The organism is Pseudomonas sp. Tof1, assembly GCF_055390395.1.
The window spans coordinates 4952663-4976358 of the sequence record NZ_AP024344.1; the positions used below are offsets into that span (position 1 = coordinate 4952663).

The window sequence follows — 23696 nt, forward strand, 5'->3', positions numbered from 1 at the left end:
TTGACTCCAGTCAATTGCGCTCGCCGGTTTTCGCCTTGCCTGGCCTTCACTCGAAAACATTTCCCACAGGCCCTAGCAAATGGGATTCGTGAAAAAGGCTGCGCCCGCGGCGCAGCAGGGGCGTCAGCTGGCGGCCTGGGCCAACTGGCGGGCCGCACTGTTGCGCCAGCGCGACAGGTGCCCATCGGCATAGCGGCGCAAGTGACGCAACAGGGCGGTTTCCTGATCGATCAGGTAGAAGTGGTGCCCCTCGAACATGTCCAGGGAAAAACCGGTGGTGGTTTCCACCTGCCAGTCGAGCAGTTCGTCGGTCCGCACACTGTCCTGCCTGCCGCCGAACACGTGGATCGGCATCGCCAGCGGTTCGCGGGTGCCGTACCGGAAACTGCCGCACAACAGGAAGTCGGCGCGCAGGATCGGCAGCATCAGTTGCATCAGGTCGTGGTTGGCCAGCGTCTCTTCGGTCGTCCCCTTGAGCTCGCGCAAGCGCGCCATCAGTTGCTCGTCGGTCCTGGCCTGGGCGTATTCGCTGACATCGCGCCGCGAGGGCCCGGCAGTGGCCGAAGTGAACAGCGCCAGTGGCGCCGGCAACCCACGTGAACGCAGCACGTGAGCCAGTTCGAAGGCCAGCAGGCCGCCCAGGCTATGGCCGAACAACGCATAGGGACCCTCCAGTTCCGCGGCGATTTCATCCGCCAACTGGTTGGCCAGCCGGACGATGTCGCTCTGCAGCGGTTCGTTCATGCGCATGCCGCGACCGGGCAACTCCAGCGGCCGTATCTGCAGCCACTGCGGCATATGACGGCGCCAGCGGCTGTAGACCATGGCACTGGCGCCGGAATAAGGCAGACAGAACAGGCGAAGGCTCAGGGAGGTGCTCATGCCCAGCCACCGTTGCGATTAACCATTGCGCCCTCCTCACGGGTCTCGATCCTTGACCGGGTCGCTCGCCCGGCCTGTCAACTGAGAACGGATGGCAATGGCAAATAATTAGTCCCCGGCGTTGCGCCGACGACGAGTACGTCAGGGCCGAAAAGGTGCGTCATGACCCAGTAACGCACTACGAGGCATCATTAGTTCTACTTCTCAATTGACAATCATTATCATTAAGCATAATTTGTCGCTCGATGTGTAGCCAGACGCCTACAGGCGCTCGGCCTACGACCTATTCGAAACAAGGTGATTTCCATGACGGAACAAGTATCCACAAGCAGGTGTGATTCACCGTTACTCCAGGCGTTTGTCGACAACCGCCTGATTCTGGTCAAGATCGCCGCGCGCATCACCGGCTGCCGGTCGCGCGCCGAAGACGTGGTACAGGACGCGTTTTTCCGCCTGCAGTCGGCACCGCAGATCACGTCGTCGTTCAAGGCCCAGCTCAGCTACCTGTTCCAGATCGTGCGCAACCTGGCGATCGACCACTATCGCAAGCAGGCTCTGGAACTGAAGTATGCAGGCCCGGAAGAGGAAGGCTTGAACGTGGTCATCCACGGTGCTTCGCCAGAAACCTCGCACATCAACTTCTCGACGCTGGAACACATCGCCGACGCGCTGACCGAGCTGCCGCAGCGCACCCGCTACGCGTTCGAGATGTATCGCCTGCACGGCGTGCCGCAGAAGGACATCGCCAAGGAACTGGGCGTCTCGCCAACCCTGGTGAACTTCATGATTCGCGATGCGCTGGTGCATTGCCGCAAGGTCTCGGCCCACCGCAGCGACCACCTCGCCCGGCGCTGACCCGCGCCACCACGGCCCGGGAGTCCCACCTCATCAGAGGTGGCGATTGACCGCATTGGTCGTGGGCATCACCTCGATCCGATAGGGCTGGAAGATCTTCAGCAACTCCCCATTGCCGCGCAGGCGTTCCAGCAACTGGCTGAACGCCTCTCCACTGATCGGCGCCTTCGGCCGCAACAACGCATAGTGGTGGTAGACCTGATCGATCCGGTCGGAAATCAGCAACTCCTTGGCCGTGCCCGGATTGCGGCTCAGGTAGTCGAACAGATACGAGCGCGTCACCAGTGCGATGTCCGCGCGCCCGCGCAACACCATCAACAGGTTGCTGTCGTGCGAGTAGGTCAACGTCGCATTGTAGGTCTCGGCCAGGTACTTGGGATCGGCATTGAACTGCGCGAACTCGTAGTGATAGCCACTGAACAACGCCAGCCGCTTGCCCTTGAGATCGGCGAAATAGCCCTGGCCGCGATCCGGCCTGCGCTGGGCGACGAACACCTCGGCATCCTCCAGCCCCATGTCGACATTGACATGGGCGATGTCCTTCCAGCCCCACTCCGGATTCTCGAAGATCGCCATGTCGGTGCGGCCATCCTCGAAATCGCGAAAGCGCCGGGGAATCGAGGTCGGCACCAGCACGAAGTGATAGTCACTCTGCAGGGCATTGAGGGCTTCGGCCAGAAGTGGCAGCGCGCCAGTATCGACGCCCTGCTCAGGTCGAATGGTATAGGGAGGGAAGTGGGCGGCGCCGATCCTGACTTCCTGCGCCGCCGAGACCGGCTGGACCATCAGCAAGCCCAGCGCCAACCCTAGAACCCGGAACGCCGTCCGTACTGGCGAAAGCTTCAAGACCAACCACCTCGGATAAATATCGTTGTTATCACTAAGCTAGGCGCTTTTGTTCACTTAGACAACTTCACGCCGGTGAATTAATCACTTGCACAACACGCACTTAGCTGTCCTTGAGAATCAATGCCAAGGCCTCATCGGCCAGCTGGTCCAGGGTCAGGCTGCCCTGGGGGCGAAACCAGGTGGTGGTCCAGGACAGGGCGCCGGTCAGAAAGCGCCGGACAATGAACACATCACCCTTGATATAGCCGGCATCGCGGGCCTCGCCGAGCACCTGCAGCCAGATCTGCTCATAGATATCGCGCAGCGCCAGGACCTTGGCCTGGGCCAGCGGCGAGAGTGAGCGCCACTCGTAGACCAGCACCGCCATGGCCTCGCCGGTACCGCCCATGATCGACTGCAACTCGCAGCGGATCAGCGCCAGGACCCGCTCGCGCACGGTGTCGGCCTCGGCCAGGGACGCCCGCATCAGCGCGGTGTTGTAGAGGATGGTTTCCTCCATCACCGCCCGCAGGATCTCGTCCTTGCTCTTGAAGTGATGAAAGATGCTGCCGGACTGGATACCGATGGCACTGGCCAGATCACGCACCGTGGTGCGCTCGTAACCCTTGTTGCGAAACAGATGCGCGGCGGTTTGCAGCAGCTTGCCACGGGCGCTGTCCGGATCGGTCAGTTGCCCCGCCTGCACCAGATCCCCCATGACCTGCTGGGCTTGTTGCTCGTTCACGGCATTCTCCTCAATTCTGGTACACGCCCGGAAACCGGGAGGTTGCGCGCGCAATTTAAGCCGACAGAGGCGCCCAAGCAAGCGCTTGGGGCAAACTGGCGAACGGGCTTTACAGACCAAGCGCTTGCTTGGTAGCCTCGTTCCAACTCTTGCGGAGATCGTGCGAATGAACAGGACGGTTCGTGTCGGTTGTGCCAGTGCCTTCTGGGGCGATACCTCCACCGCCGCGCGGCCGCTGGTGGAGCACGGCAGGCTGGACTACCTGGTGTTCGACTACCTGGCGGAGATCACGATGTCGATCCTGGCCGGGGCACGCATGAAGGATCCCCAGGCCGGTTACGCCACGGACTTCGTCGAGGTGCTCGAACCGCTGCTCGGGGATATCGCCCGACAGGGGATCCGCGTCATCAGCAACGCTGGCGGGGTCAACCCGCAGGCCTGCGCCGCCGCGTTGCAGCAGGCCTGCGACAAGGCCGGTGTGCCCTTGAAGATCGCCGTGCTGCTGGGTGACGACCTGCAACCGAAATCCCGGCAACTGGCTGCCGATGGCATCACCGAAATGTTCAGCGGCGCGCCCCTGCCAGCGATGTGCGTCTCCATCAACGCCTACCTGGGCGCACCGGGCATCGTCGAGGCCCTGCGCCTGGGCGCGGACATCGTGATCACCGGACGGGTGGTGGACAGCGCAGTGGTCAGCGCGGCTCTGGTGCATGAATTCGGCTGGGCCTGGGACGACTACGACAAGCTGGCCCAGGCGGCGCTGGCCGGGCATATCATCGAATGCGGCGCCCAATGTACCGGCGGCAACTTCACCGACTGGCGCGACGTGCCGGATTACGAACATATCGGTTTCCCGATCATCGAGGTCGGTGCCGATGGCGACTTTCTGGTGAGCAAGCCGGAGGGCTCCGGCGGACTGGTTTCACCGCTGAGCGTCGGCGAGCAACTGCTGTACGAAATCGGCGACCCACGGGCCTACCGGCTGCCGGATGTGATCTGCGACTTCACCCGGGTGAGCCTGGTCCAGCGGGCCGAGAACGTCGTCGCCGTACAGGGTGCCAGGGGCCTGCCGCCCACCGGGCAGTACAAGGTCAGCGCCACCTGGGCCGATGGTTTCCGCTGCACCGCCAGTTGCCTGATCGCCGGCATCGATGCCGTGGACAAGGCCCGCCGCGTCAGCCAGGCAATCATCGACAAGACCTCGCAGATGTTCCAGCTACGCGGTTGGGCCCCCTACAGCGAGGTGAACATCGAACTGCTGGGCAGCGAGGCCAGCTACGGCCCCCATGGCCGACGCCAGGACAGCCGCGAAGTGGTGATCAAGCTCGCCGTGCGCCATCCGAGCAAGCAGGCGCTGATCCTGTTCTCCCGGGAAATCGCCCAGGCTGCCACGGGCATGGCGCCGGGCCTGACCGGGATCGTCGGTGGCCGGCCGACGGTGTACCCGCTGATCCGGCTGTTTTCGTTCCTGGTCGACAAGCAGATCTGCGAGCTGGGCGTGCGTATCGGTGAACAGACGCACCCGTGCGCCCTGCCCGTGCTGCCGGCCTTCGAGCCGTCCGGAATTGCCGAAGATCTCCCGCCGCCCCTGCCGCAAGGCCCGGCCGAGGCCAGCGTGCCACTGGTCCGGCTGGCGGTGGCCCGCTCCGGCGACAAGGGCAATCACAGCAACATCGGCGTCATGGCCCGGCGCCCGGAATACCTGCCGTGGATTGCCGCGGCGCTGACCCCGGCCGCGGTCGTCGACTGGATGGGCCACGTGCTCGACCCTCTGCTCGGGCGCGTCGAACGCTGGTACCTGCCCGGCAGCCACAGCCTGAATTTCCTCCTGGAAAACGCCCTGGGCGGTGGCGGAGTCGCCAGCCTGCGCATCGACCCGCAGGGCAAGGCCTTTGCCCAGCAACTGCTGGAATACCCGATCGCCGTACCGCAACAGCTTGCCGACCAACTTGCCTGAGGGACCGTGACCGTGGCCTATGCTTCCGTGTTCAAACCCGATCTATTCAACGGCCAGACGATCCTGGTCACCGGTGGCGGCAGCGGTATCGGCCGCTGCACCGCCCACGAACTGGCGGCCCTCGGCGCCCGCGTACTGCTGGTGGGGCGCAAGGCGGAAAAACTGCAACAGGTCGCCGCCGAGATCGTCGAAGATGGCGGCAGCGCGGCCTGGCAAAACTGTGATATCCGTGACGAGGACGCCGTGAAGCGGTTGGTCGCCGAACTGATTTCCGAACATGGCCCGATCCATGGGCTGGTCAACAATGCCGGCGGCCAATACCCGGCACCCCTGGCCTCGATCAACCAGAAAGGCTTCGAGACCGTGCTGCGCACCAACCTGGTCGGCGGCTTCCTGGTGGCCCGGGAGGTCTTCAACCAGTCCATGAGCCGCCAGGGTGGCAGCATTGTGAACATGCTCGCCGACATGTGGGGCGGCATGCCCGGCATGGGCCACTCCGGTGCCGCCCGCGCCGGCATGGACAATTTCACCAAGACCGCCGCCTTCGAGTGGGGCCACGCCGGGGTGCGGGTCAATGCCGTCGCGCCGGGCTGGATCGCCTCCAGCGGCATGGACACCTACGAGGGAGCGTTCAGGCAGATCATCCCGACCCTGCGCGAGCATGTGCCACTCAAGCGCATCGGCACCGAATCGGAAGTCAGCGCGGCGATCGTCTTCCTGCTCAGCCCGGCGGCCGCCTTCATCAGCGGCACCACCCTGCGCATCGACGGCGCCGCCAGCCTCGGCAGCCGTGCCTGGCCCTTGTCACCGGCGCGCAACAGCGAGTCGTACAACGGTTTCCATCGGGCCTACCTGCCGGATGTGCTCAAGGACAAGGAGTGAACCATGCCGGTGATCGAATCCCAGCTCGACCGTCACAGCGCCGATTTCGCCCGCCACCGCGACGCCCTGCTTGCCAGCCTCGAACAGCTCCGCCAACTGGAGCGCAAGCTGCTGGACAAGGCCGAACAGGCCCGCGACAAGTTCGCCGGCCGCGGGCAGTTGCTGCCGCGTGAACGCCTGAACCTGCTGCTCGACCCCGGTGCGCCGTTCCTCGAACTGGCCAGCCTGGCCGGCTACAAACTGCATGACGACAAGGACGGCAGCCAGGCCGGTGGTGGCCTGATCGCCGGGATCGGCTACGTCTGCGGCGTACGCCTGCTGGTGGTGGCCAACAACAGTGCGATCAAGGGCGGGACCATTTCCCCCAGCGGCCTGAAGAAGACCCTGCGCCTGCAACAGATCGCCATGGAAAACCGGCTGCCGGTGATCACCCTGGCCGAAAGCGGCGGTGCCAACCTGAACTATGCGGCGGAGATTTTCGTCGAGGGTGCGCGCTGCTTCGCCAACCAGGCCCGGATGTCGGCCATGGGCCTGCCGCAGATCACCGTGGTCCACGGCTCGGCGACCGCTGGCGGCGCCTACCAGCCGGGGCTGTCGGACTACGTGGTGGTGGTGCGCGGCAAGGCCAGGCTGTTCCTCGCCGGGCCGCCACTGCTCAAGGCCGCCACCGGCGAAATCGCCACCGACGAGCAGCTGGGTGGCGCCCAGATGCATGCCCAGTTGGCCGGCACGGCCGAATACCTGGCCGAGGACGATGCCGACGGCATTCGCCTGGCCCGCGAGATCGTCGCCGCGCTGCCGTGGAATGCGCGGCTGCCGCAGGCGCCCGCACCGGCTTTCGCCGAACCGCTCTACCCGATCGACGACCTGCTGGGGCTGATTCCCGATGACCCGAAAAAGCCCTATGACGTGCGCGAGATTCTCGCCCGCCTGGCCGATGGCTCGCGGTTCCTGGAATTCAAGGGCGAGTTCGATGCGCAGACCGTCTGCGGCCACCTGCAGATCCACGGCCGCCCCTGTGGGGTGATCGGCAACAACGGCCCGATCACCCCACAGGGCGCGGCCAAGGCGGCGCAGTTCATCCAGCTATGCGACCAGAGCCACACGCCCTTGCTGTTCCTGCACAACACCACCGGTTTCATGGTCGGCACCGAATCCGAGCAGCAGGGCGTGATCAAGCATGGCGCGAAGATGATCCAGGCGGTGGCCAATGCCCGGGTGCCCAAGCTCACCCTCGTCGTCGGCGGCTCCTATGGCGCCGGCAACTATGCCATGTGCGGCCGCGGCCTCGACCCGCGCTTCATCTTCGCCTGGCCCAACAGCCGCACCGCGGTGATGGGCGCAGCCCAGGCCGGCAAGGTGCTGCGAATCGTCACCGAGGCCCGGCAGCTCAAGGAAGGCCAGGCCGTCGAGGGAAAGATGCTCGACATGCTCGAACAGATGACCGCCCAGAAACTCGACAGCCAGTCCACCGCCCTCTATGGCACCGCCAACCTGTGGGACGACGGCCTGATCGACCCACGCGACAGCCGCACACTGCTGGGCTATCTGCTGGATATCTGCCACGAGGCCGAGGTCAGGCCGTTGCAGGCCAACAGCTTTGGCGTGGCGCGCTTCTAGGCTGTGTACGAAATTGTTTGAAACGCAGGTTAGGCAAGGCAAAAACCGGCGAGGAAGCGCAGTTGACTGGTTGTCAATGAGCATTCCGAGCCGGTTTTTAACGCCGCATAACCAAGTTTCAAGCGATTTCGTACATAGCCTAACGCTCACAGGAGAACGACAACCATGATCTTTACCCAGGAACATGAAGCGTTGCGCCGTACCGTTCGCCAGTTCGTCGACCATGAGATCAACCCCCACGTCGAGGAATGGGAAAAGGCCGGGCGCTTTCCGATCCACGAGATCTTTCACAAGGCCGGCGGACTCGGCCTGCTGGGCATTTCCAAGCCGGAGAAGTTCGGCGGCATGGGCCTGGACTACAGCTATTCGATCGTCGCCGCCGAAGAGTTCGGCACCGTGCATTGCGGTGGCATTCCCATGTCCATCGGCGTACAGACCGACATGTGCACCCCGGCCCTGGCCCGCTTCGGCTCCGATGAACTGCGCGAGGAATTCCTGCGCCCGGCCATCAGCGGCGAGCAGGTCGGCTGCATCGGCGTCTCCGAGGTCGGCGCCGGCTCCGACGTCGCCGGGCTCAAGACCCAGGCGCGCAAGGACGGCGACGACTACGTGATCAATGGCAGCAAGATGTGGATCACCAACTCGCCGAGCGCCGACTTCATCTGCCTGCTGGCCAACACCTCGGACGACAAGCCGCATGTGAACAAGTCGCTGATCATGGTACCGATGAACAGCCCCGGTATCAGCCTCAGCCCGCATCTGGACAAGCTCGGCATGCGCAGCTCGGAAACCGCCCAGGTGTTCTTCGACGACGTGCGCGTGCCGCAACGCAACCGCATCGGCCAGGAAGGCGCCGGGTTCATGATGCAGATGCTGCAGTTCCAAGAGGAACGGCTGTTCGGCGCGGCGAACATGATCAAGGGCCTGGAGTACTGCGTCGACAGCACCATCGCCTATTGCAGGGAGCGCCGGACCTTCGGCAGCCCGCTGATCGACAACCAGGTGATCCATTTCCGTCTCGCCGAACTGTCCACCGAGATCGAGTGCCTGCGGGCGCTGGTCTACCAGGCCACCGAGCAGTACATCAAGGGGCGCGACGTCACCCGCCTGGCGTCGATGGCCAAGCTCAAGGCCGGGCGGCTGGGCCGGGAAGTCACCGACAGTTGCCTGCAGTACTGGGGCGGCATGGGTTTCATGTGGGACAACCCGGTGGCCCGCGCCTATCGCGACGTGCGCCTGGTGTCGATCGGTGGCGGTGCCGACGAGATCATGCTGGGCATCATCTGCAAGCTGATGGGCATCCTGCCGGGGAAAAAATCATGAGTACCCTGCCCGACTGCCAGACCCTGCGCCTGGAGGTTCGTGGCGGCGTGCTGCAGATCACCCTCGACCGCCCGGACAGTCGCAATGCAATGAGCCTGCGGATGGTCGCCGAGTTGCGCCGCGTGCTGGCTGCGGTGCGCGAGGACCGCGGCGTACGCGCCCTGGTGCTGCGCGGGGCCGGCGGCCATTTCTGTTCCGGTGGCGATATCCGGGACATGGCCGAGGCCCGGGCCCAGGGGGCGCAGGCCTACGCGGAACTGAACCGGGCCTTCGGGGCGTTGCTGGAAGAAACCCAGCGCCAGCCACAGGTGGTGATCGCGCTGCTGGAGGGCGCGGTACTGGGGGGTGGCCTTGGCCTGGCCTGTGTCAGCGATATCGCACTGGCCGCCCATGACGCCCGCTTCGGCCTGCCGGAGACCAGCCTCGGCCTGCTGCCGGCGCAGATCGCGCCGTTCGTGGTGCGGCGCATCGGCCTGACCCAGGCCCGGCGCCTGGCACTGACCGCGGCGCGTTTCGACGGTAACGAGGCGGCGCGGTTGGGGCTGGTGCATGTTGTCGAGCGCGATGCCCAGGGGCTGGAGGAGCGCCTTGCTGAGGTGCTGGCCCAGGTGCTGCGCTGCGCGCCGGGGGCCAACGCGGCGACCAAGGCGCTGCTGCTGGATGAACAGCCGCTGGGGGCGTCGCTCGACCAGGCGGCGCACTGGTTCGCCGAGGCGGTGACCGGGGCGGAAGGCGTCGAGGGGACATTGGCCTTCGTGCAGAAGCGCGAGCCGCGGTGGGCCGGTTGACGCTTTCGCGGGCAAGCCCTGCTCCTACGAGGTCTGGGTGTACCCGAAAGTCATGGGCAACTCCACTCCTGTAGGAGCAGGGCTTGCCCGCGAAAAGGCCCGAATGTTCAACACCTAACCAAAGGACAGCCGCCATGCCCGCCTTCAACAAGATCCTGATCGCCAATCGCGGCGAAATCGCCTGCCGGATCATCCGCACCGCCCAGGCCCAGGGCTATCGCACCGTCGCCGTCTACAGCCAGGCCGACGCCGCTGCCCGCCACGTGCAACTGGCCGATGAAGCCCTGTGCATCGGCGCGCCGCAGGTGTCCGAGTCCTACCTCAACAGCCAGGCCCTGCTCGACGCCGCCCACCGCTGCGGTGCCGATGCGATCCACCCCGGTTACGGCTTTCTCTCGGAAAACGCCGATTTCGCCCGCGCCTGCCAGCAGGCCGGAATCGTCTTCATCGGTCCCGACGCCGCGGCCATCGAGCTGATGGGCAGCAAGCGCCAGTCGAAAATCGCCATGCTCGCCGCCGGCGTACCCTGTATCGACGGCTACCAGGGTGCCGCCCAGGATGAAGCGACGCTCACCCGCGAGGCGCAACGGATCGGCTACCCGCTGATGATCAAGGCCAGCGCCGGTGGGGGTGGCCGCGGCATGCGCCTGGTCCACGGGCCCGAACAACTGGCCGAACAACTGCGCACCGCCCGTTCCGAAGCGCTGCACGCCTTTGGCAGCGACGAGCTGATTCTCGAACAGGCACTGATCGAACCGCGCCATGTGGAGATCCAGCTGTTCGGCGACAGCCATGGCAACCTGTTGTACCTCGGCGAACGCGACTGCTCGATCCAGCGCCGTCACCAGAAGATCGTCGAAGAAGCGCCCTGCCCGGTCATGACCGCCGAACTGCGCCAGGCCATGGGCGAGGCGGCGTTGCAGGCCGGGCGGGCGGTGAACTACGTCGGCGCCGGGACCGTCGAGTTCCTGCTCGATACCTCCGGGCGCTTCTACTTCCTGGAGATGAACACCCGCCTGCAGGTGGAACATCCGGTCACCGAGCTGGTCACCGGGCTGGACCTGGTGGCCTGGCAGCTCGACGTCGCGGCAGGGCTGCCGCTGCCCCTGCGCCAGGAACAGGTCACGCTCCAGGGCCATGCCATCGAGGTGCGCCTGTACGCCGAAGACCCGACCCATGGCTTCCTGCCGCAGACCGGCCAGGTGCTGGGCTGGGAGCCGCCCCGCTCGGAAGGCGTGCGGGTCGATCATGGCCTGCTCGAGGGCCAGGCCGTCAGCCCGTTCTACGACCCGTTGCTGGCCAAGCTGATCGCCCATGGCGCAACCCGCGAGGAAGCCCGGCGCCGGCTGCTGCGTGCGGTCGAGGACTGCGTGCTGCTGGGGCTTGCGAGCAATCAGCGGCTGCTGGCGGCCCTGCTGCGCCATCCATCGTTCGCCGCCGGCGACTTCAGCACCGCGTTCATCGCCGAGCACTTGGATGCCGACCCGAGCCTGCAAGCCTATCAGCCGTCGAGCCGTGAACTGGCGCTGGCCACCGCGCTGTTCTACCAGGCCGGGGCTATGCCACATGGCGCCGGGCTCGGCGGCTGGCGCAACAATGCCGGTGTCCCACGACGCTATCGCCTGGCGCTGGGCGAGACCGCAATCGACCTGCAACTGCTCGCCCGGCACGACGCACCGCTGCTGGTCAGCCACGCCGGGCAGCAGATCGAAGTCCGGCTGCTGGAATGCGACGGTCGCTGGGTCACGGCCGAACTCGACGGCGTGAGGCGACGCTACGCGTATCGGCTGGACGGCGAACAGCTCTGGCTGTTCACCCACCCAGGCAACCTGCTGCTGCGCGACCTGAGCCTGGCGGTCACGCAAGGCCAGGCCGCGGCAAGCTCGGGCACCGTGAAGGCACCGATGGACGGGGCGATCGTCGACGTGCTGGTCAGCGAAGGCAGCACGGTCAGCAAGGGCCAATTGCTGATGGTGCTGGAGGCGATGAAGATGGAGCATCCGCTGAAGGCCGCTATAGACGGCGTGGTGCGGCGGGTCCAGGCCAACCGGGGAGACCAGGTGAAAAGCCGGCAGGTTCTGCTGGTGGTCGAATGAGCGGCTAGGCGGATTGGCTGGCATTGGCTACGCTTGAGGCGGACTAGGATGCTGTCTTCGGAGCTCGAGATGCCCCACTGGCTGGTGATTGATCTGGAAGCCACGACGGATGATGGGGGCTGGCCACTGGCGGAGATGGAAATCATCGAAATCGGTGCCACCCTGGTCAACCGCGAGGGCCGGGAGCTGGACCACTTCCAGCGTTTTGTACGGCCGTTGCGCCGGCCGCTGCTGACCCCCTTCTGCCGCGAGCTGACGCATATCAGCCAGGCCAGTATCGACACCGCCGCGCCGCTGGCGGAGGTCTGGGAGGCCTTCGAGCGCTGGCTCGGCCAGCATCAGGCGCGACTGGAGGGTTGGGCCAGTTGGGGCGACTACGATCGCCGGCAACTGGAACAGGACTGGCGGCAACTGCAAGTGACCAGCCTGTTGAGCGGGCTGCCCCATGCCAACCTCAAGCAGCGTTTCGCCAAGGCGCGCAAGTTGCAGAAACCACTGGGGCTCAACGGTGCCTTGCAACTGGCGGGGCTGCAGTTCAGCGGGCAACAGCATCGGGCGCTGGAGGATGCGCGTAATACTGCGCGGTTGCTGCCATTGATTCTGCCGGTTTGAGGAGAATGGCCGCCGTTGGCGGTTCGCCGGCAAGTCGGGTCGCCGCACCGCCTGCTCCTACAGGGTGGCGGCGTATATACATTTCACGCACGACACACCCTGTAGGAGCAGGCGGTTCGGCGCCCCGACAAGCCCTGCTCGCAGGGCTCAATCGGATCGGCAGCAGGTGACGGGAGCAGGCGGCTTGGGCATACTGGCCGGCCACATTTTTCAGCTCATTTCGAGGAATCGCCCATGTTTAAAGTCAACGAGTACTTCGACGGCACCGTCAAGTCGATTGCCTTCGCACAAGCCGAAGGCGCGGCCACCATCGGCGTCATGGCTCCGGGCGAATACGAGTTCGGCACCGCCCAGCGCGAAATCATGCACGTGGTCTCCGGCGCCCTGACCGTCAAGCTGCCCGACAGCAACGAGTGGGAAACCTTCGCCAGCGGCAGCCAGTTCAATGTGCCGGCCAACAGCAAGTTCCAGCTGAAGGTCGCCGTGGAAACCGCCTACCTGTGCGAGTACCGCTGAGTTCTGCGAGTCATACCAAAACGGCGCCCACGGGCGCCGTTTTTCATGGAGGTTTCAGCTACGGCGTGGTCACCACGCCCGGCTCAGTGCCCCGGGCATTGAACTGCAACGCCGCCAGCCGCGCATACAGCGGGTTGCTGGCAATCAGTTCGGTATGGGTACCGATCGCCACCAGCCGGCCCTGATCCATCACCGCGATACGATCGGCGTTCTGCACCGTGGCCAGGCGATGGGCGATCACCAGGGTGGTGCGGCCCTGCATCAGGCTCGGCAGCGCCTGCTGGATCAGGTGTTCGCTCTGGGCGTCGAGGGCACTGGTAGCCTCGTCCAGCAGCAGGATCGGCGCATCCACCAGCAACGCCCGGGCGATCGCCAGGCGCTGGCGCTGGCCGCCGGACAGGCCGAGCCCGGCATCACCCAGATGGGTCTGGTAGCCCTGGGGCATCTGCATGATGAAGTCGTGGGCATGGGCGATCCGCGCCGCCTCGCGGACCTGCCCGTCGCTGGCCGTCGGGTTGCCGTAGCGGATGTTCTCCTCGACGCTGCCGAAGAACAGCGCCGGGCTCTGCGACACCAGGGCGAAACAGCGGCGCAGGTCCAGCGGGTCGAGTTGGATCAGCGGCTGGCCGTCGAGCAGCAGGCGGCCCTGTTGCGGGTCGTAGAAGCGCAGCAGCAGGTCGAACAGGGTCGACTTGCCTGCCCCCGACGGCCCGACCAGCGCCAGGGTTTCGCCAGCCCTGACGCTCAGATCGAGGCCGTCGATGGCATGGCTGTCCGGACGCGACGGGTAGCTGAAGCGCAGGTTTTCCAGCACCAGGTTGCCGGCGACCCGCTCGGCCAGGCGTACGCCGCCGTCGGCGGGGGCCGTGATGGCATTGCTCGACTGCAGCAGTTCGGCAATCCGCTCGGCGGCGCCCGCCGCCCGTTGCAGTTCGCCGATGACCTCGCTGAGGGTGCCGAAGGCACTGCCGACGATCAGGCTGTAGAACACGAAGGCCGCCAGTTCACCGCCGGAAATCTTCCCGGCGATCACGTCCATGCCGCCCACCCAGAGCATCACCCCCACCGCGCCGAGCACCAGCACGATCACCAGGGTGATCAGCCAGGCGCGCTGGACGATACGCCTGCGGGCGGTCTGGAAGGCCTGTTCGACGGTCGCGGCGAAGCGCTGTTCATCCTGCGCCTGGTGGTTGTAGGCCTGCACGGTCTTGATCTGGCCGAGGGTCTCGGCCACATAGCTGCCGACATCGGCGATGCGGTCCTGGCTCTGGCGTGACAGGCTGCGCACCCGCCGGCCGAAGATCAGGATCGGTGCCAGCACCAGCGGCAGGGCGATCACCACGATGCTCGTCAGCTTGGGGTTGGTGACGAACAGCAGCACCACGCCGCCGATCACCATCAACGCATTGCGCAGGAACAGCGACAGGGAGGAGCCGATCACCGATTGCAGCAGGGTGGTGTCGGCGGTCAGCCGCGACTGGATCTCCGAACTGCGGTTGTTCTCGTAGAAGCCCGGATGCAGGTAGATCAGGTGGTTGAACACCTGGCGGCGAATATCGGCGACCACCCGCTCGCCGATCCACGACACCAGGTAGAACCGGGTGAAGGTGCCCACCGCCAGCCCCAGCACCAGCAACAGGAACAGCCCGATGGACTGATTGAGCAGGTGCGGCGACTGGGTCATGAAGCCCTTGTCCACCAACAGGCGGATGCCCTGGCCCATGGACAGGGTGATGCCGGCGGTGACGATCAGCGCCAGCAGCGCCGCCACCGTCTGCCAGCGATAGGGGGCGACGAACTGGCTGACTAGGCGCATGGCCCGGCGTTGACGAGCAGAAAGCATGATGGGAATCCGTTGTGCGATGCACAGAGCCTACACCCAAGTTCGAGTGAACTTTCGTGAAACGCAATCAGTCAGGTTAATTATGACCGGGAATACTAGGGCCTAGAGACGATCGGTCTAACGTGCAGCTGGCGGGAACCTGTGGTTTCTGTTGCACTGAAATCACGCGGCCCGCTGTTGTCGACGGTGTCACAGCCTGGTCATGCCGCGGATATAAACTCGATAGGCACCTGATGAGGAGACAGGCCATGGACTTGCAACACAGCACTAACCAGATCCCGGTGATTCGTCATCCCAAGCCCGAGGCACTGGGCTGTGCGATTATCGACGCTGCCGGACGTGAAGTCCCAATCACCGAGGAAATGATCCAGAACGCCTGCCGCGAACTGGAACAGCGATTGGTCAAGCCTGCGCAGCAAGACTGATAGCCCGAACTCTTTTTATCGACCCGGCCCTGATGCCGGGTTTTTTCTGCCTGCCTGGCGGTGAGATGCACCGCGCTCCAGGGTCGTGGGCAAGATCAGACGAGCACGGCGCCCAGCGCCAGCACCATGCGCCGCAGTTCCTCGGATTCGCCGTTGATCCTGACCGCCAGCCCCTCGATCTCGCGACGCTGCGGGTAATGCTTGCGCAACAGGTCGAACGCCGCCCGCTGTTCGGCGACGCTGCCGACCAGGCTGCGGCGGAAATCCGCGTCGTCGCGGCGCGGGTCGTACACCGCCCGACAGATCATCGCCATGGCCCAGGCCGGGTCGCTGCCGGCGTTGAGGGTGACTTGCGCCAGGTCCGGTGCGGGCAGCAGGTCCTCCAGGCGAACCACCGGCGGCTGGCCGCTGAAGGCGCAGTAGGCCTGGTAGATCTGCGCCGTGCCACGCTGCTTGCCATCCAGGCTGTAGCCGCCGATATGCGGCGAACCGAGCACGCAGAGCGCGGCCAGCTCGACATCCACCTGCGGCTCGGCCTCCCACACGTCGAGGACCGCCTGCAGGTCCTCGCGGTCCAGCAGCACCTCGCGCAGGGCCTCATTGTCCACCACCGGCCCGCGGGCGGCGTTGATCAGCCAGGCCCCCTGGCGCAGTCGCTGCAGGCGTTCCCGGTCGAGCAGGTGCCAGGTCGCCAGATCACCGGTACGGGTCAGCGGGGTGTGCAGGCTGATCACGTCGCAGTGTTCGAGGATCTGCTCCAGGTCGACATAATCGCCACCTTCGGCCGCCTGGCGTGGCGGGTCGCAGACCAGCACCTTCCAGCCCAGGCCACGCAGCACCTTGACCAGGCGCCCACCGACTTCGCCGGCGCCGATGACGCCATAGGTGCGGCTGGCCAAAGGAAGACCCTCGATTTCCGCCAGGGTCAGCAGGCTGCCCAACACGTAGTCGACCACCCCGCGGGCGTTGCAACCGGGCGCACTGGACCAGTGAATGCCGGCCTCGTCGAAGTACGCCAGGTCCAGGTGGTCGGTGCCGATGGTGCAGGTACCGACGAAGCGTACCCGGCTGCCTTCGAGCAGTTCGCGGCTGACTGGCGTCACCGAACGCACCAGCAGCACATCGGCGTCGGCCACCGCCGCGCGGTCGATGGCGCGCCCCGGATAACGGCGGATCTCGCCGAAACCGGCAAAGAACGCATCGATCAGGGGAATATTCTCGTCGGCAACAATCAGCATGGCGGGCTCCTTTGGCAGGCCGGCAGTTTGGCGCAGATCGCCCGCCGCCACCAGTCGGTGGGCGATCATCGGCAGAGAAAATCCCGGCTTACGGCCAGCGTCATTACAAATGCCCTACAGAGGAAATTTCCTGACCATTGCGTCAAGGCGTAAACTCCGCGGTTTTCCCCGCAATACTTGGATACATCACTGGTGAGCACCGTTACCGATACCCCTGCCCTCGGCCGCCCGGCACGAGTCCTGCTGGAAATGCGCAATCTGCTGGGACTGGCCCTGCCGATCATCATTGCCCAACTGGCCCACACCGCCATGGGCTTCGTCGATGCGGTGATGGCCGGCCGCGTCGGCCCGCGGGACCTGGCCGCGGTGGCGCTGGGCAACTCGATCTGGGTACCGGTGTTCCTGCTGATGACCGGCATCCTGCTGGCCACCACGCCCAAGGTCGCCCAGCGCCATGGCGCCGGGACGCCGGAGCAGATCGGCCCGATCGTGCGCCAGGCGCTGTGGCTGGCCGTGGTGGTCGGCCTCGGCGCCGGGGCGGTCCTGTACAACGCCGAGCCGATCCTGCACCTGATGAAGGTCGACCCGGAACTGATCGGGCCGTGCATGGACTACCTGCGCGGCATCGGCACCGGCCTGCCGACGGTGGCGCTCTACCATGTGCTGCGCTGCTGCAGCGACGGCATGGGTCGCACCCGGCCGAGCATGGTCCTGGGCCTGTGCGGGCTGGCGCTGAACATTCCGCTGAACTACGTGTTCATCTACGGCCATCTCGGCGTACCGGCCCTGGGCGGACCCGGCTGCGGCTGGGCCACGGCGATCGTGATGTGGGTGATGCTGCTGGGCATGGCCGGCTGGGTGCGCTGGGCCAAGGTCTATCAACCGAGCCAGGTGTTCAGCCGTTTCGACTGGCCGGATTGGACGGTGATCAAGCGCCTGCTGGGCATCGGCCTGCCGATCGGTATCGCGGTGTTCGCCGAATCGAGCATCTTCGCGGTGATCGCCCTGCTTATTGGCAGCCTCGGTGCCCATGTAGTGGCCGGACACCAGATCGCCCTGAACATCAGTTCGCTGGTGTTCATGGTCCCCTACTCCCTGGGCATGGCGATCACCGTTCGCGTCGGCCAGGCCCTGGGCCGCGAGCAACCGCGCGCGGCGCGCTTCACCGCCGGGGTCGGGGTGGCGACGGCATTGGCCTATGGCTGCGTGTCCGCGAGCCTGATGCTGCTGTTTCGCGAGCATATCGCGACCATCTATACCAGCGATCCGGTGGTGATCCAGGTGGCGACCATGCTGATCGTGTATTCGGCGCTGTTCCAGTTCTCCGACGTGATCCAGGTCACGGCGGCCGGGGCGTTGCGCGGCTACCAGGACACCCGGGTGACGATGATCCTGACCCTGTTCGCCTACTGGGGCATCGGCCTGCCGGTGGGTTATGCACTGGGATTGACCGACTGGTTCGGCGCGCCGAGTGGCCCGAGCGGGTTGTGGGAAGGCCTGATCGTCGGGCTGTCGTGTGCGGCAGTGATGCTGTCGATCCGCCTGGCGCGCAGTTCGCGCAAGCGGATCAGGATGAGCCGGGCGTAGCTGCCGGGGCCGCGACAGGGCCTGTGACGGGGAGCCAACGGTCTGGCGCGGTCCTTGTAGGAGCCTGGCTTGCCAGCGAACGCGGCCTCAAGGGCGCTGAAGGCTTCGCTGGCAAGCCAGGCTCCTACAAGGGTCTGCTCAGGTTTCACGCCTGCACAGCGGCCAGGGGTCATTCGGCCTTCTTGCGAATCCAGTACAGGTAGGTGCCCGCCTCTTCCCGCTGTTCCACCAGCTCATGGTCGAGAAACACACAGAACTTGGGGATGTCGCGGCGGGTCGACGGGTCGGTGGCGATCACCTTGAGCAGGCCGCCCGGCTGCAGGTCGCGGATATGCTGGTGCAGCATCATCACCGGCTCGGGGCAGTTGAGCCCGGTGGCGTCGAGGGTGCCGTCAACGTTGGGGTCGTAAGGCTGGGTCATTCTTAACTCCTGAAACCGATGCGGCATTATCGCGGCTTTTTCACGTCCAGTCGACGCAGATGGCAGGTCACTTCCTCGCGGTCGTGATAGAGCTGCTTGCAACCGACCGCCACCTTGATCCCGCGAGCCCTGAAGCCTTCGTCGATGCGGTCCAGCAGGCGACGGACCTCGGCATAACGCTGCTTCATCGGCAGCTTGAGGTTGACCACCGCTTCCCGGCAGTGCCCCTCGCCGACCCAGCTTTCCAGCATGGCCGCGGTACGCGCCGGTTTCTCGACGATGTCGCAGACCATCCAGTCCACCGGCTGCTTCGGCTTGTAGGTGAAACCGTCGGCCATCAGGTGCTGGACCAGGCCGGTGTCCATCAGGCTTTCGGCCATCGGGCCGTTGTCGATGGCGGTCACCAGCATGCCGCGGTTGACCAGTTGCCAGGTCCAGCCGCCAGGCGCCGCACCGAGGTCGACGCCGGTCATGTCGCCGTTGAGGCGCTCTTCCCACTGGTCACGGGGAATGAAGTGGTGCCAGGCCTCCTCCAGCTTGAGGGTCGAGCGGCTTGGCGCATCCTTGGGGAACTTCAGGCGCGGAATGCCCATGGGCCACATCGCCGAATTGCCGGCGTCGGCCATGCCGAGGAAGACTTCCCGACCACTCTTGAAGGTCAGCAGCAGGCGCGGCTTGCCGGCGTCCTCCAGCAACCGGCCGGCCTTGAGCAGGGCCTTGCGCAGCGGTGCCTCGAACTTCTTGCAGAAATTCGACAACTCCTTGCCGTCGTTGGTATCGAGCACTTCCAGCCAAAGGCTGCCACACACCGGATAGGCCGCCAGGTTTTCCAGAATCACGCTGATCCGGTCGGTTTCCGGCAGATCGAGGAAACGGCCACGGGCCCACTGGCGCGGGAAGATCAGTTCGGCAAAGCGCAGGCCGGCCATCAGCCGGGCCGCGCCGGCGGCGTCGGCGCAGACGAATTCGGCGCAGGCGCTGTTCGGCTTGGCCTTGGCATAACCGGCCACATCGAGGCGCGCGGCCTGTTCGGCGATCTCGGAACAGACTTCGCCCTCGAAGCCGGGCCGGCAGTGCATGAAGAGGGTGTTCACAAAAAATTCCTGAGCTGGACAACTGTAACGAGGAGGCCTGGCGATCGGCAGGCCCGGATGCCGCACGACGGCGCCTGCAAACCCGCGCATGATAGCCGAGTTCGGAACCTTGGACTCCCCCCGACAGTCCAGTGATTAGCCAGATCACTCGAACAGGGCTAGATTCAAGGCTCTGCTTGTACCACCCGGCCCGTGCCGTGCGGGCCTCAAGGAGTCATTCATGTCATCTCTCGATAGCCTGAAAACCCTTAGAACCCTGCAGGTGGGCGCCAAGACCTACCACTATTTCAGCCTGCCGGAGGCCGCCCGCGCACTGGGCGACCTGGACAGGCTGCCGATGTCGCTCAAGGTCCTGCTGGAAAACCTGCTGCGCTGGGAGGACGGCAAGACCGTCACCGACACAGACATCAAGGCCCTCGCCGCCTGGCTGCAGACGCGCGGTTCCGATCGGGAAATCCAGTACCGCCCGGCCCGGGTGCTGATGCAGGACTTCACCGGCGTGCCAGCAGTGGTCGACCTGGCCGCCATGCGCGCCGCCGTGGCCAAGGCCGGCGGCGATCCGCAGCGGATCAACCCGCTGTCGCCGGTCGACCTGGTGATCGACCACTCGGTGATGGTCGACCGGTTCGCCAGCCCCGCGGCCTTCGGCGAGAACGTCGATATCGAGATGCAGCGCAACGGCGAGCGTTACGCCTTCCTGCGCTGGGGCCAGAACGCCTTCGACAATTTCAGCGTGGTGCCGCCGGGCACCGGGATCTGCCACCAGGTGAACCTCGAATACCTCGGCCGCACGGTCTGGACCCGTGACGAGGACGGCCGCACCTATGCCTTCCCCGACACCCTGGTCGGCACCGACTCCCACACCACCATGATCAACGGCCTCGGTGTACTCGGCTGGGGCGTGGGTGGCATCGAGGCGGAGGCGGCGATGCTCGGCCAGCCGGTGTCGATGCTGATTCCCGAGGTGATCGGCTTCAAGCTGACCGGCAAGCTCAAGGAAGGTATCACCGCCACCGACCTGGTATTGACCGTCACCCAGATGCTGCGCAAGAAAGGCGTGGTCGGCAAGTTCGTCGAATTCTACGGCGACGGCCTGGCCGAACTGCCTCTGGCGGACCGGGCGACCATCGCCAACATGGCCCCGGAATACGGGGCCACCTGCGGTTTCTTCCCGGTCGACGAGGTCACCCTGGAGTACCTGCGCCTGTCCGGCCGCCCCGCCGCTACCGTCGATCTGGTGGAGGCCTACAGCAAGGCCCAGGGGCTGTGGCGCCTGCCGGGTCAGGAACCGCTGTTCAGCGACAGCCTGGAACTGGACATGGGCAGCGTCGAAGCCAGCCTGGCCGGGCCCAAGCGCCCGCAGGACCGGGTACCGCTGCCCAAGGTGGCACAGGCCTTCAGCGACTTCATCGGCCTGCAGCTCAAGCCGGCCAGCAAGGAGGAGGGCCGCCTGGAAAGCGAGGGCGGTGGTGGCGTGGCGGTCGGCAATGCCGACCTGGTCGGCGGCGTGGACTACAGCTACGAAGGCCGGACCCATCGCCTCAAGGACGGTGCCGTGGTGATCGCCGCCATCACCTCCTGCACCAACACCTCCAACCCCAGCGTGATGATGGCCGCCGGGTTGCTGGCGAAAAAAGCCGTGGAAAAGGGCCTCAAGCGCCAACCCTGGGTCAAGAGTTCCCTGGCGCCCGGCTCCAAGGTGGTGACCGACTACTACCAGGCCGCCGGCCTGAGCCGCTACCTCGATGAGCTGGGCTTCGCGCTGGTCGGCTACGGCTGCACCACCTGCATCGGCAACTCCGGGCCGCTGCCGGACCCGATCGAGAAGGCCATCCAGCAATCGGACCTGACCGTCGCCTCGGTGCTCTCGGGCAACCGCAACTTCGAGGGCCGGGTGCATCCGCTGGTCAAGACCAACTGGCTGGCCTCGCCACCGCTGGTGGTGGCCTACGCCCTGGCCGGCAGCGTGCGCATCGATCTCAGCCGTGAGCCGCTGGGCACCGGCAGCGATGGCCAGCCGGTGTACCTGCGCGATATCTGGCCGAGCCAGAAGGAAATCGCCGATGCCGTGGCCCGGGTCGACACCGACATGTTTCACAAGGAATACGCCGAAGTGTTCGCCGGTGACGCCCAGTGGCAGGCCATCGAGGTGCCGCAGGCCGCCACCTATGCCTGGCAGGCCGATTCGACCTATATCCAGCACCCGCCGTTCTTCGACGGCATCGACGGCCCGCTGCCGCTGATCGAGGACATCCGGGACGCCCGGGTGCTGGCATTGCTGGGGGATTCGGTGACCACCGACCACATCTCCCCCGCCGGCAACATCAAGGTCGACAGCCCGGCCGGACGCTACCTGCGCGATCAGGGCGTGGAGCCACGGGACTTCAACTCCTACGGCTCACGGCGCGGCAACCATGAGGTGATGATGCGTGGCACCTTCGCCAACATCCGTATTCGCAACGAGATGCTGGGCGGCGAGGAAGGCGGCAATACCTTGCATATCCCTTCGGGGGAAAGGCTGGCGATCTACGATGCCGCCATGCGCTACCAGGCCGAGGGTACGCCGCTGGTGGTGATCGCCGGCCAGGAATACGGCACCGGCTCCAGCCGCGACTGGGCGGCCAAGGGTACCAACCTGCTGGGGGTCAAGGCAGTGATCGCCGAGAGCTTCGAACGCATCCACCGTTCCAACCTGGTGGGCATGGGTGTGCTGCCGCTGCAGTTTCCGGCCGGGCAAAACCGCAAGACCTTGCAACTGACCGGCAAGGAAACCCTGAGTATCGAAGGCCTGGGCGGCGCCCCGTTGCAACCGCGCATGAACCTCAGGCTGGTCATCAAGGGTGAAGATGGCCGGTCGCGCGAGATCGAAGTGCTGTGCCGCATCGACACGCTCAATGAAGTCGAATACTTCAAGTCGGGAGGCATCCTGCATTACGTTCTGCGGCAGTTGATCGCCGCCTGAGGACTGCGAAGGCAACATTTGGAAAAACACTGGCCTGGCCAGTGTTTTTTCATTGGTCAGGAGGGGCGGGGCACGGGTTATCATGACCCGCCCTGCCCGCCTGACATACAAGGAGTTGCATGTCCGTCCTGCCCTGGCCTTATCTGGCCCTGCTTTCCCTGGGTTATGCACTGGCCTTGAGCGTCGGCCAGTTGGGCCTGCCCAGCCTGTTCACCTTCGCCCTGCTGCTCATCAGCGGCGCGGCCGTCCTGCAGACCTGCAGCCGCGTGGCCGGTTATCTGGGACATGGCCTGTTCGTGCTGCTGGCCGTCGCGCTGGCCCTGCACTGGCTGCCGGGCTTCCAGAACGGCCGGGTGATCAACGCCCTGCGCCTGACCCCGGAGGCCGTGCCGTTCACCCTCTACCTCAATCTGGATAAACCGCTGATCGGCTTCTGGCTGCTGCTGGTCTGTCCCTGGCTGGTCAATCGCCGTACGCCGGGACGCGTGCTGCTCAGTGCGACCAGCGCCTGGGCCATGACCTCGCTGCTCGCCCTGGGGTGCGCCTGCCTGTTGGGCATCGTCAACTGGGCGCCGAAATGGCCCGAGCAAGGTGGCTGGTGGCTGCTGAACAACCTGCTGCTGGTGAGCCTGGTCGAGGAAATCCTGTTTCGTGGCTATATTCAGGGCGGGCTGAGCCGCTGTTTCAAATCCTTTCCACGGGGCGAAACCCTGGCCTTACTGGGGGCTGCGCTGATTTTCGGGCTGGCGCACGCCGGTGCGGGCTGGCAATGGGTGCTGCTGGCGACACTGGCTGGCATCGGCTATGGTCTGGCCTATCGCTATGGGGGCCTGGCCGCAGCCGTCCTGGCCCATGTCGCGCTTAATAGCGTGCACTTCGTATTCTTTACTTATCCGATGTTGCAACCGTGATAACAAGAACGAAAGTACCAACTGGTACTTTCGTTCTATGAAAAGCCGGATGAACGGCTGAACTCGTTAATTTCCAGCGTGTTCGACTCGTATTCAAGGACGAGTGCGAGT

Annotated in this window: 20 protein-coding genes; 13 read left to right on the forward strand and 7 right to left on the reverse strand. The window is 65.3% G+C overall.

The window, feature by feature from the left end; all coding sequences use genetic code 11:
* Positions 1-123 precede the first annotated feature (123 nt).
* A complete protein-coding gene (locus tag ACZ5KU_RS22085; RefSeq protein WP_054062873.1) occupies positions 124-882 on the reverse strand; it encodes a thioesterase II family protein in 759 nt (252 codons plus the stop codon).
* A 306-nt stretch (positions 883-1188) separates the two neighbouring features.
* Between ACZ5KU_RS22085 and ACZ5KU_RS22090 the strand changes: the two genes are divergently transcribed.
* Positions 1189-1737, forward strand: coding sequence for an RNA polymerase factor sigma-70 (locus tag ACZ5KU_RS22090; RefSeq protein WP_054057587.1), 549 nt, complete (start codon positions 1189-1191; stop codon positions 1735-1737).
* 33 nt (positions 1738-1770) lie between these two features.
* On the opposite strand, the gene ACZ5KU_RS22095 is transcribed toward ACZ5KU_RS22090, so the two are convergent.
* Together ACZ5KU_RS22095 and ACZ5KU_RS22100 are read right to left on the reverse strand one after the other, a co-directional pair.
* The gene (locus ACZ5KU_RS22095) at positions 1771-2523 is read right to left on the reverse strand and encodes a substrate-binding periplasmic protein (protein WP_192842677.1); all 753 of its coding nucleotides are present in this window, start codon (positions 2521-2523) and stop codon (positions 1771-1773) included.
* Between the two features lie 163 nt (positions 2524-2686).
* Positions 2687-3310, reverse strand: a complete 624-nt coding sequence (locus tag ACZ5KU_RS22100; RefSeq protein ID WP_054057585.1) for a TetR/AcrR family transcriptional regulator — start codon at positions 3308-3310, stop codon at positions 2687-2689.
* A 166-nt stretch (positions 3311-3476) separates the two neighbouring features.
* Between ACZ5KU_RS22100 and ACZ5KU_RS22105 the strand changes: the two genes are divergently transcribed.
* From ACZ5KU_RS22105 to ppnP, 8 genes are all read left to right on the forward strand, one after another.
* The gene (locus tag ACZ5KU_RS22105) at positions 3477-5267 is read left to right on the forward strand and encodes an acyclic terpene utilization AtuA family protein (protein WP_464736274.1); all 1791 of its coding nucleotides are present in this window, start codon (positions 3477-3479) and stop codon (positions 5265-5267) included.
* Positions 5268-5279: 12 nt separating this feature from the next.
* The gene (locus tag ACZ5KU_RS22110) at positions 5280-6149 is read left to right on the forward strand and encodes an SDR family oxidoreductase (protein WP_054063116.1); all 870 of its coding nucleotides are present in this window, start codon (positions 5280-5282) and stop codon (positions 6147-6149) included.
* Positions 6150-6152: 3 nt separating this feature from the next.
* The gene (atuC, locus tag ACZ5KU_RS22115) at positions 6153-7769 is read left to right on the forward strand and encodes a geranyl-CoA carboxylase subunit beta (RefSeq protein ID WP_416769858.1); all 1617 of its coding nucleotides are present in this window, start codon (positions 6153-6155) and stop codon (positions 7767-7769) included.
* Between the two features lie 165 nt (positions 7770-7934).
* A complete protein-coding gene (atuD, locus tag ACZ5KU_RS22120; protein ID WP_054061497.1) occupies positions 7935-9092 on the forward strand; it encodes a citronellyl-CoA dehydrogenase in 1158 nt (385 codons plus the stop codon).
* Entirely contained in the window at positions 9089-9880 is a 792-nt protein-coding gene (locus ACZ5KU_RS22125; protein WP_464736275.1) for an enoyl-CoA hydratase/isomerase family protein, read from the forward strand. The genes atuD and ACZ5KU_RS22125 overlap by 4 nt, the downstream gene beginning before the upstream one ends.
* 134 nt (positions 9881-10014) lie before the next feature.
* Positions 10015-11976, forward strand: a complete 1962-nt coding sequence (locus ACZ5KU_RS22130) for an acetyl/propionyl/methylcrotonyl-CoA carboxylase subunit alpha (protein WP_464736276.1) — start codon at positions 10015-10017, stop codon at positions 11974-11976.
* A 69-nt stretch (positions 11977-12045) separates the two neighbouring features.
* On the forward strand, positions 12046-12588 hold the full coding sequence (locus ACZ5KU_RS22135; protein WP_464736277.1) for a 3'-5' exonuclease: 543 nt from the start codon (positions 12046-12048) through the stop codon (positions 12586-12588).
* Between the two features lie 234 nt (positions 12589-12822).
* Positions 12823-13104, forward strand: coding sequence for a pyrimidine/purine nucleoside phosphorylase (ppnP, locus tag ACZ5KU_RS22140; RefSeq protein ID WP_054058295.1), 282 nt, complete (start codon positions 12823-12825; stop codon positions 13102-13104).
* Between the two features lie 58 nt (positions 13105-13162).
* On the opposite strand, the gene ACZ5KU_RS22145 is transcribed toward ppnP, so the two are convergent.
* Positions 13163-14956, reverse strand: coding sequence for an ABC transporter transmembrane domain-containing protein (locus tag ACZ5KU_RS22145; RefSeq protein ID WP_464737430.1), 1794 nt, complete (start codon positions 14954-14956; stop codon positions 13163-13165).
* A 239-nt stretch (positions 14957-15195) separates the two neighbouring features.
* On the opposite strand from ACZ5KU_RS22145, the gene ACZ5KU_RS22150 reads away from it, so the two are divergent.
* The gene (locus ACZ5KU_RS22150) at positions 15196-15372 is read left to right on the forward strand and encodes a PA1571 family protein (protein ID WP_054060385.1); all 177 of its coding nucleotides are present in this window, start codon (positions 15196-15198) and stop codon (positions 15370-15372) included.
* A gap of 95 nt (positions 15373-15467) precedes the next feature.
* Here ACZ5KU_RS22150 and pdxB read toward each other — a convergent pair whose 3' ends face one another.
* On the reverse strand, positions 15468-16610 hold the full coding sequence (gene pdxB / locus ACZ5KU_RS22155) for a 4-phosphoerythronate dehydrogenase PdxB (protein WP_464736278.1): 1143 nt from the start codon (positions 16608-16610) through the stop codon (positions 15468-15470).
* A gap of 192 nt (positions 16611-16802) precedes the next feature.
* Between pdxB and ACZ5KU_RS22160 the strand changes: the two genes are divergently transcribed.
* Entirely contained in the window at positions 16803-18197 is a 1395-nt protein-coding gene (locus tag ACZ5KU_RS22160) for an MATE family efflux transporter (protein ID WP_464736279.1), read from the forward strand.
* Positions 18198-18366: 169 nt separating this feature from the next.
* Here ACZ5KU_RS22160 and tusA read toward each other — a convergent pair whose 3' ends face one another.
* Positions 18367-18618 (reverse strand): sulfurtransferase TusA, encoded by a 252-nt coding sequence (gene tusA / locus ACZ5KU_RS22165; RefSeq protein ID WP_017905604.1) that lies wholly within the window; start codon positions 18616-18618, stop codon positions 18367-18369.
* A 26-nt stretch (positions 18619-18644) separates the two neighbouring features.
* Positions 18645-19712, reverse strand: coding sequence for a 23S rRNA (cytidine(2498)-2'-O)-methyltransferase RlmM (gene rlmM / locus ACZ5KU_RS22170; protein WP_054060387.1), 1068 nt, complete (start codon positions 19710-19712; stop codon positions 18645-18647).
* Between the two features lie 220 nt (positions 19713-19932).
* Here rlmM and acnA point away from each other — a divergent pair, with 220 nt between their 5' ends.
* Both acnA and ACZ5KU_RS22180 read left to right on the forward strand, forming a co-directional pair.
* Positions 19933-22674 (forward strand): aconitate hydratase AcnA, encoded by a 2742-nt coding sequence (gene acnA / locus ACZ5KU_RS22175; RefSeq protein WP_464736280.1) that lies wholly within the window; start codon positions 19933-19935, stop codon positions 22672-22674.
* A 119-nt stretch (positions 22675-22793) separates the two neighbouring features.
* Positions 22794-23585 carry a CPBP family intramembrane glutamic endopeptidase gene (locus ACZ5KU_RS22180; protein WP_464736281.1) on the forward strand — a complete coding sequence of 264 codons (792 nt, stop codon included), beginning with the start codon at positions 22794-22796 and terminating at the stop codon, positions 23583-23585.
* Positions 23586-23696 lie beyond the last annotated feature (111 nt).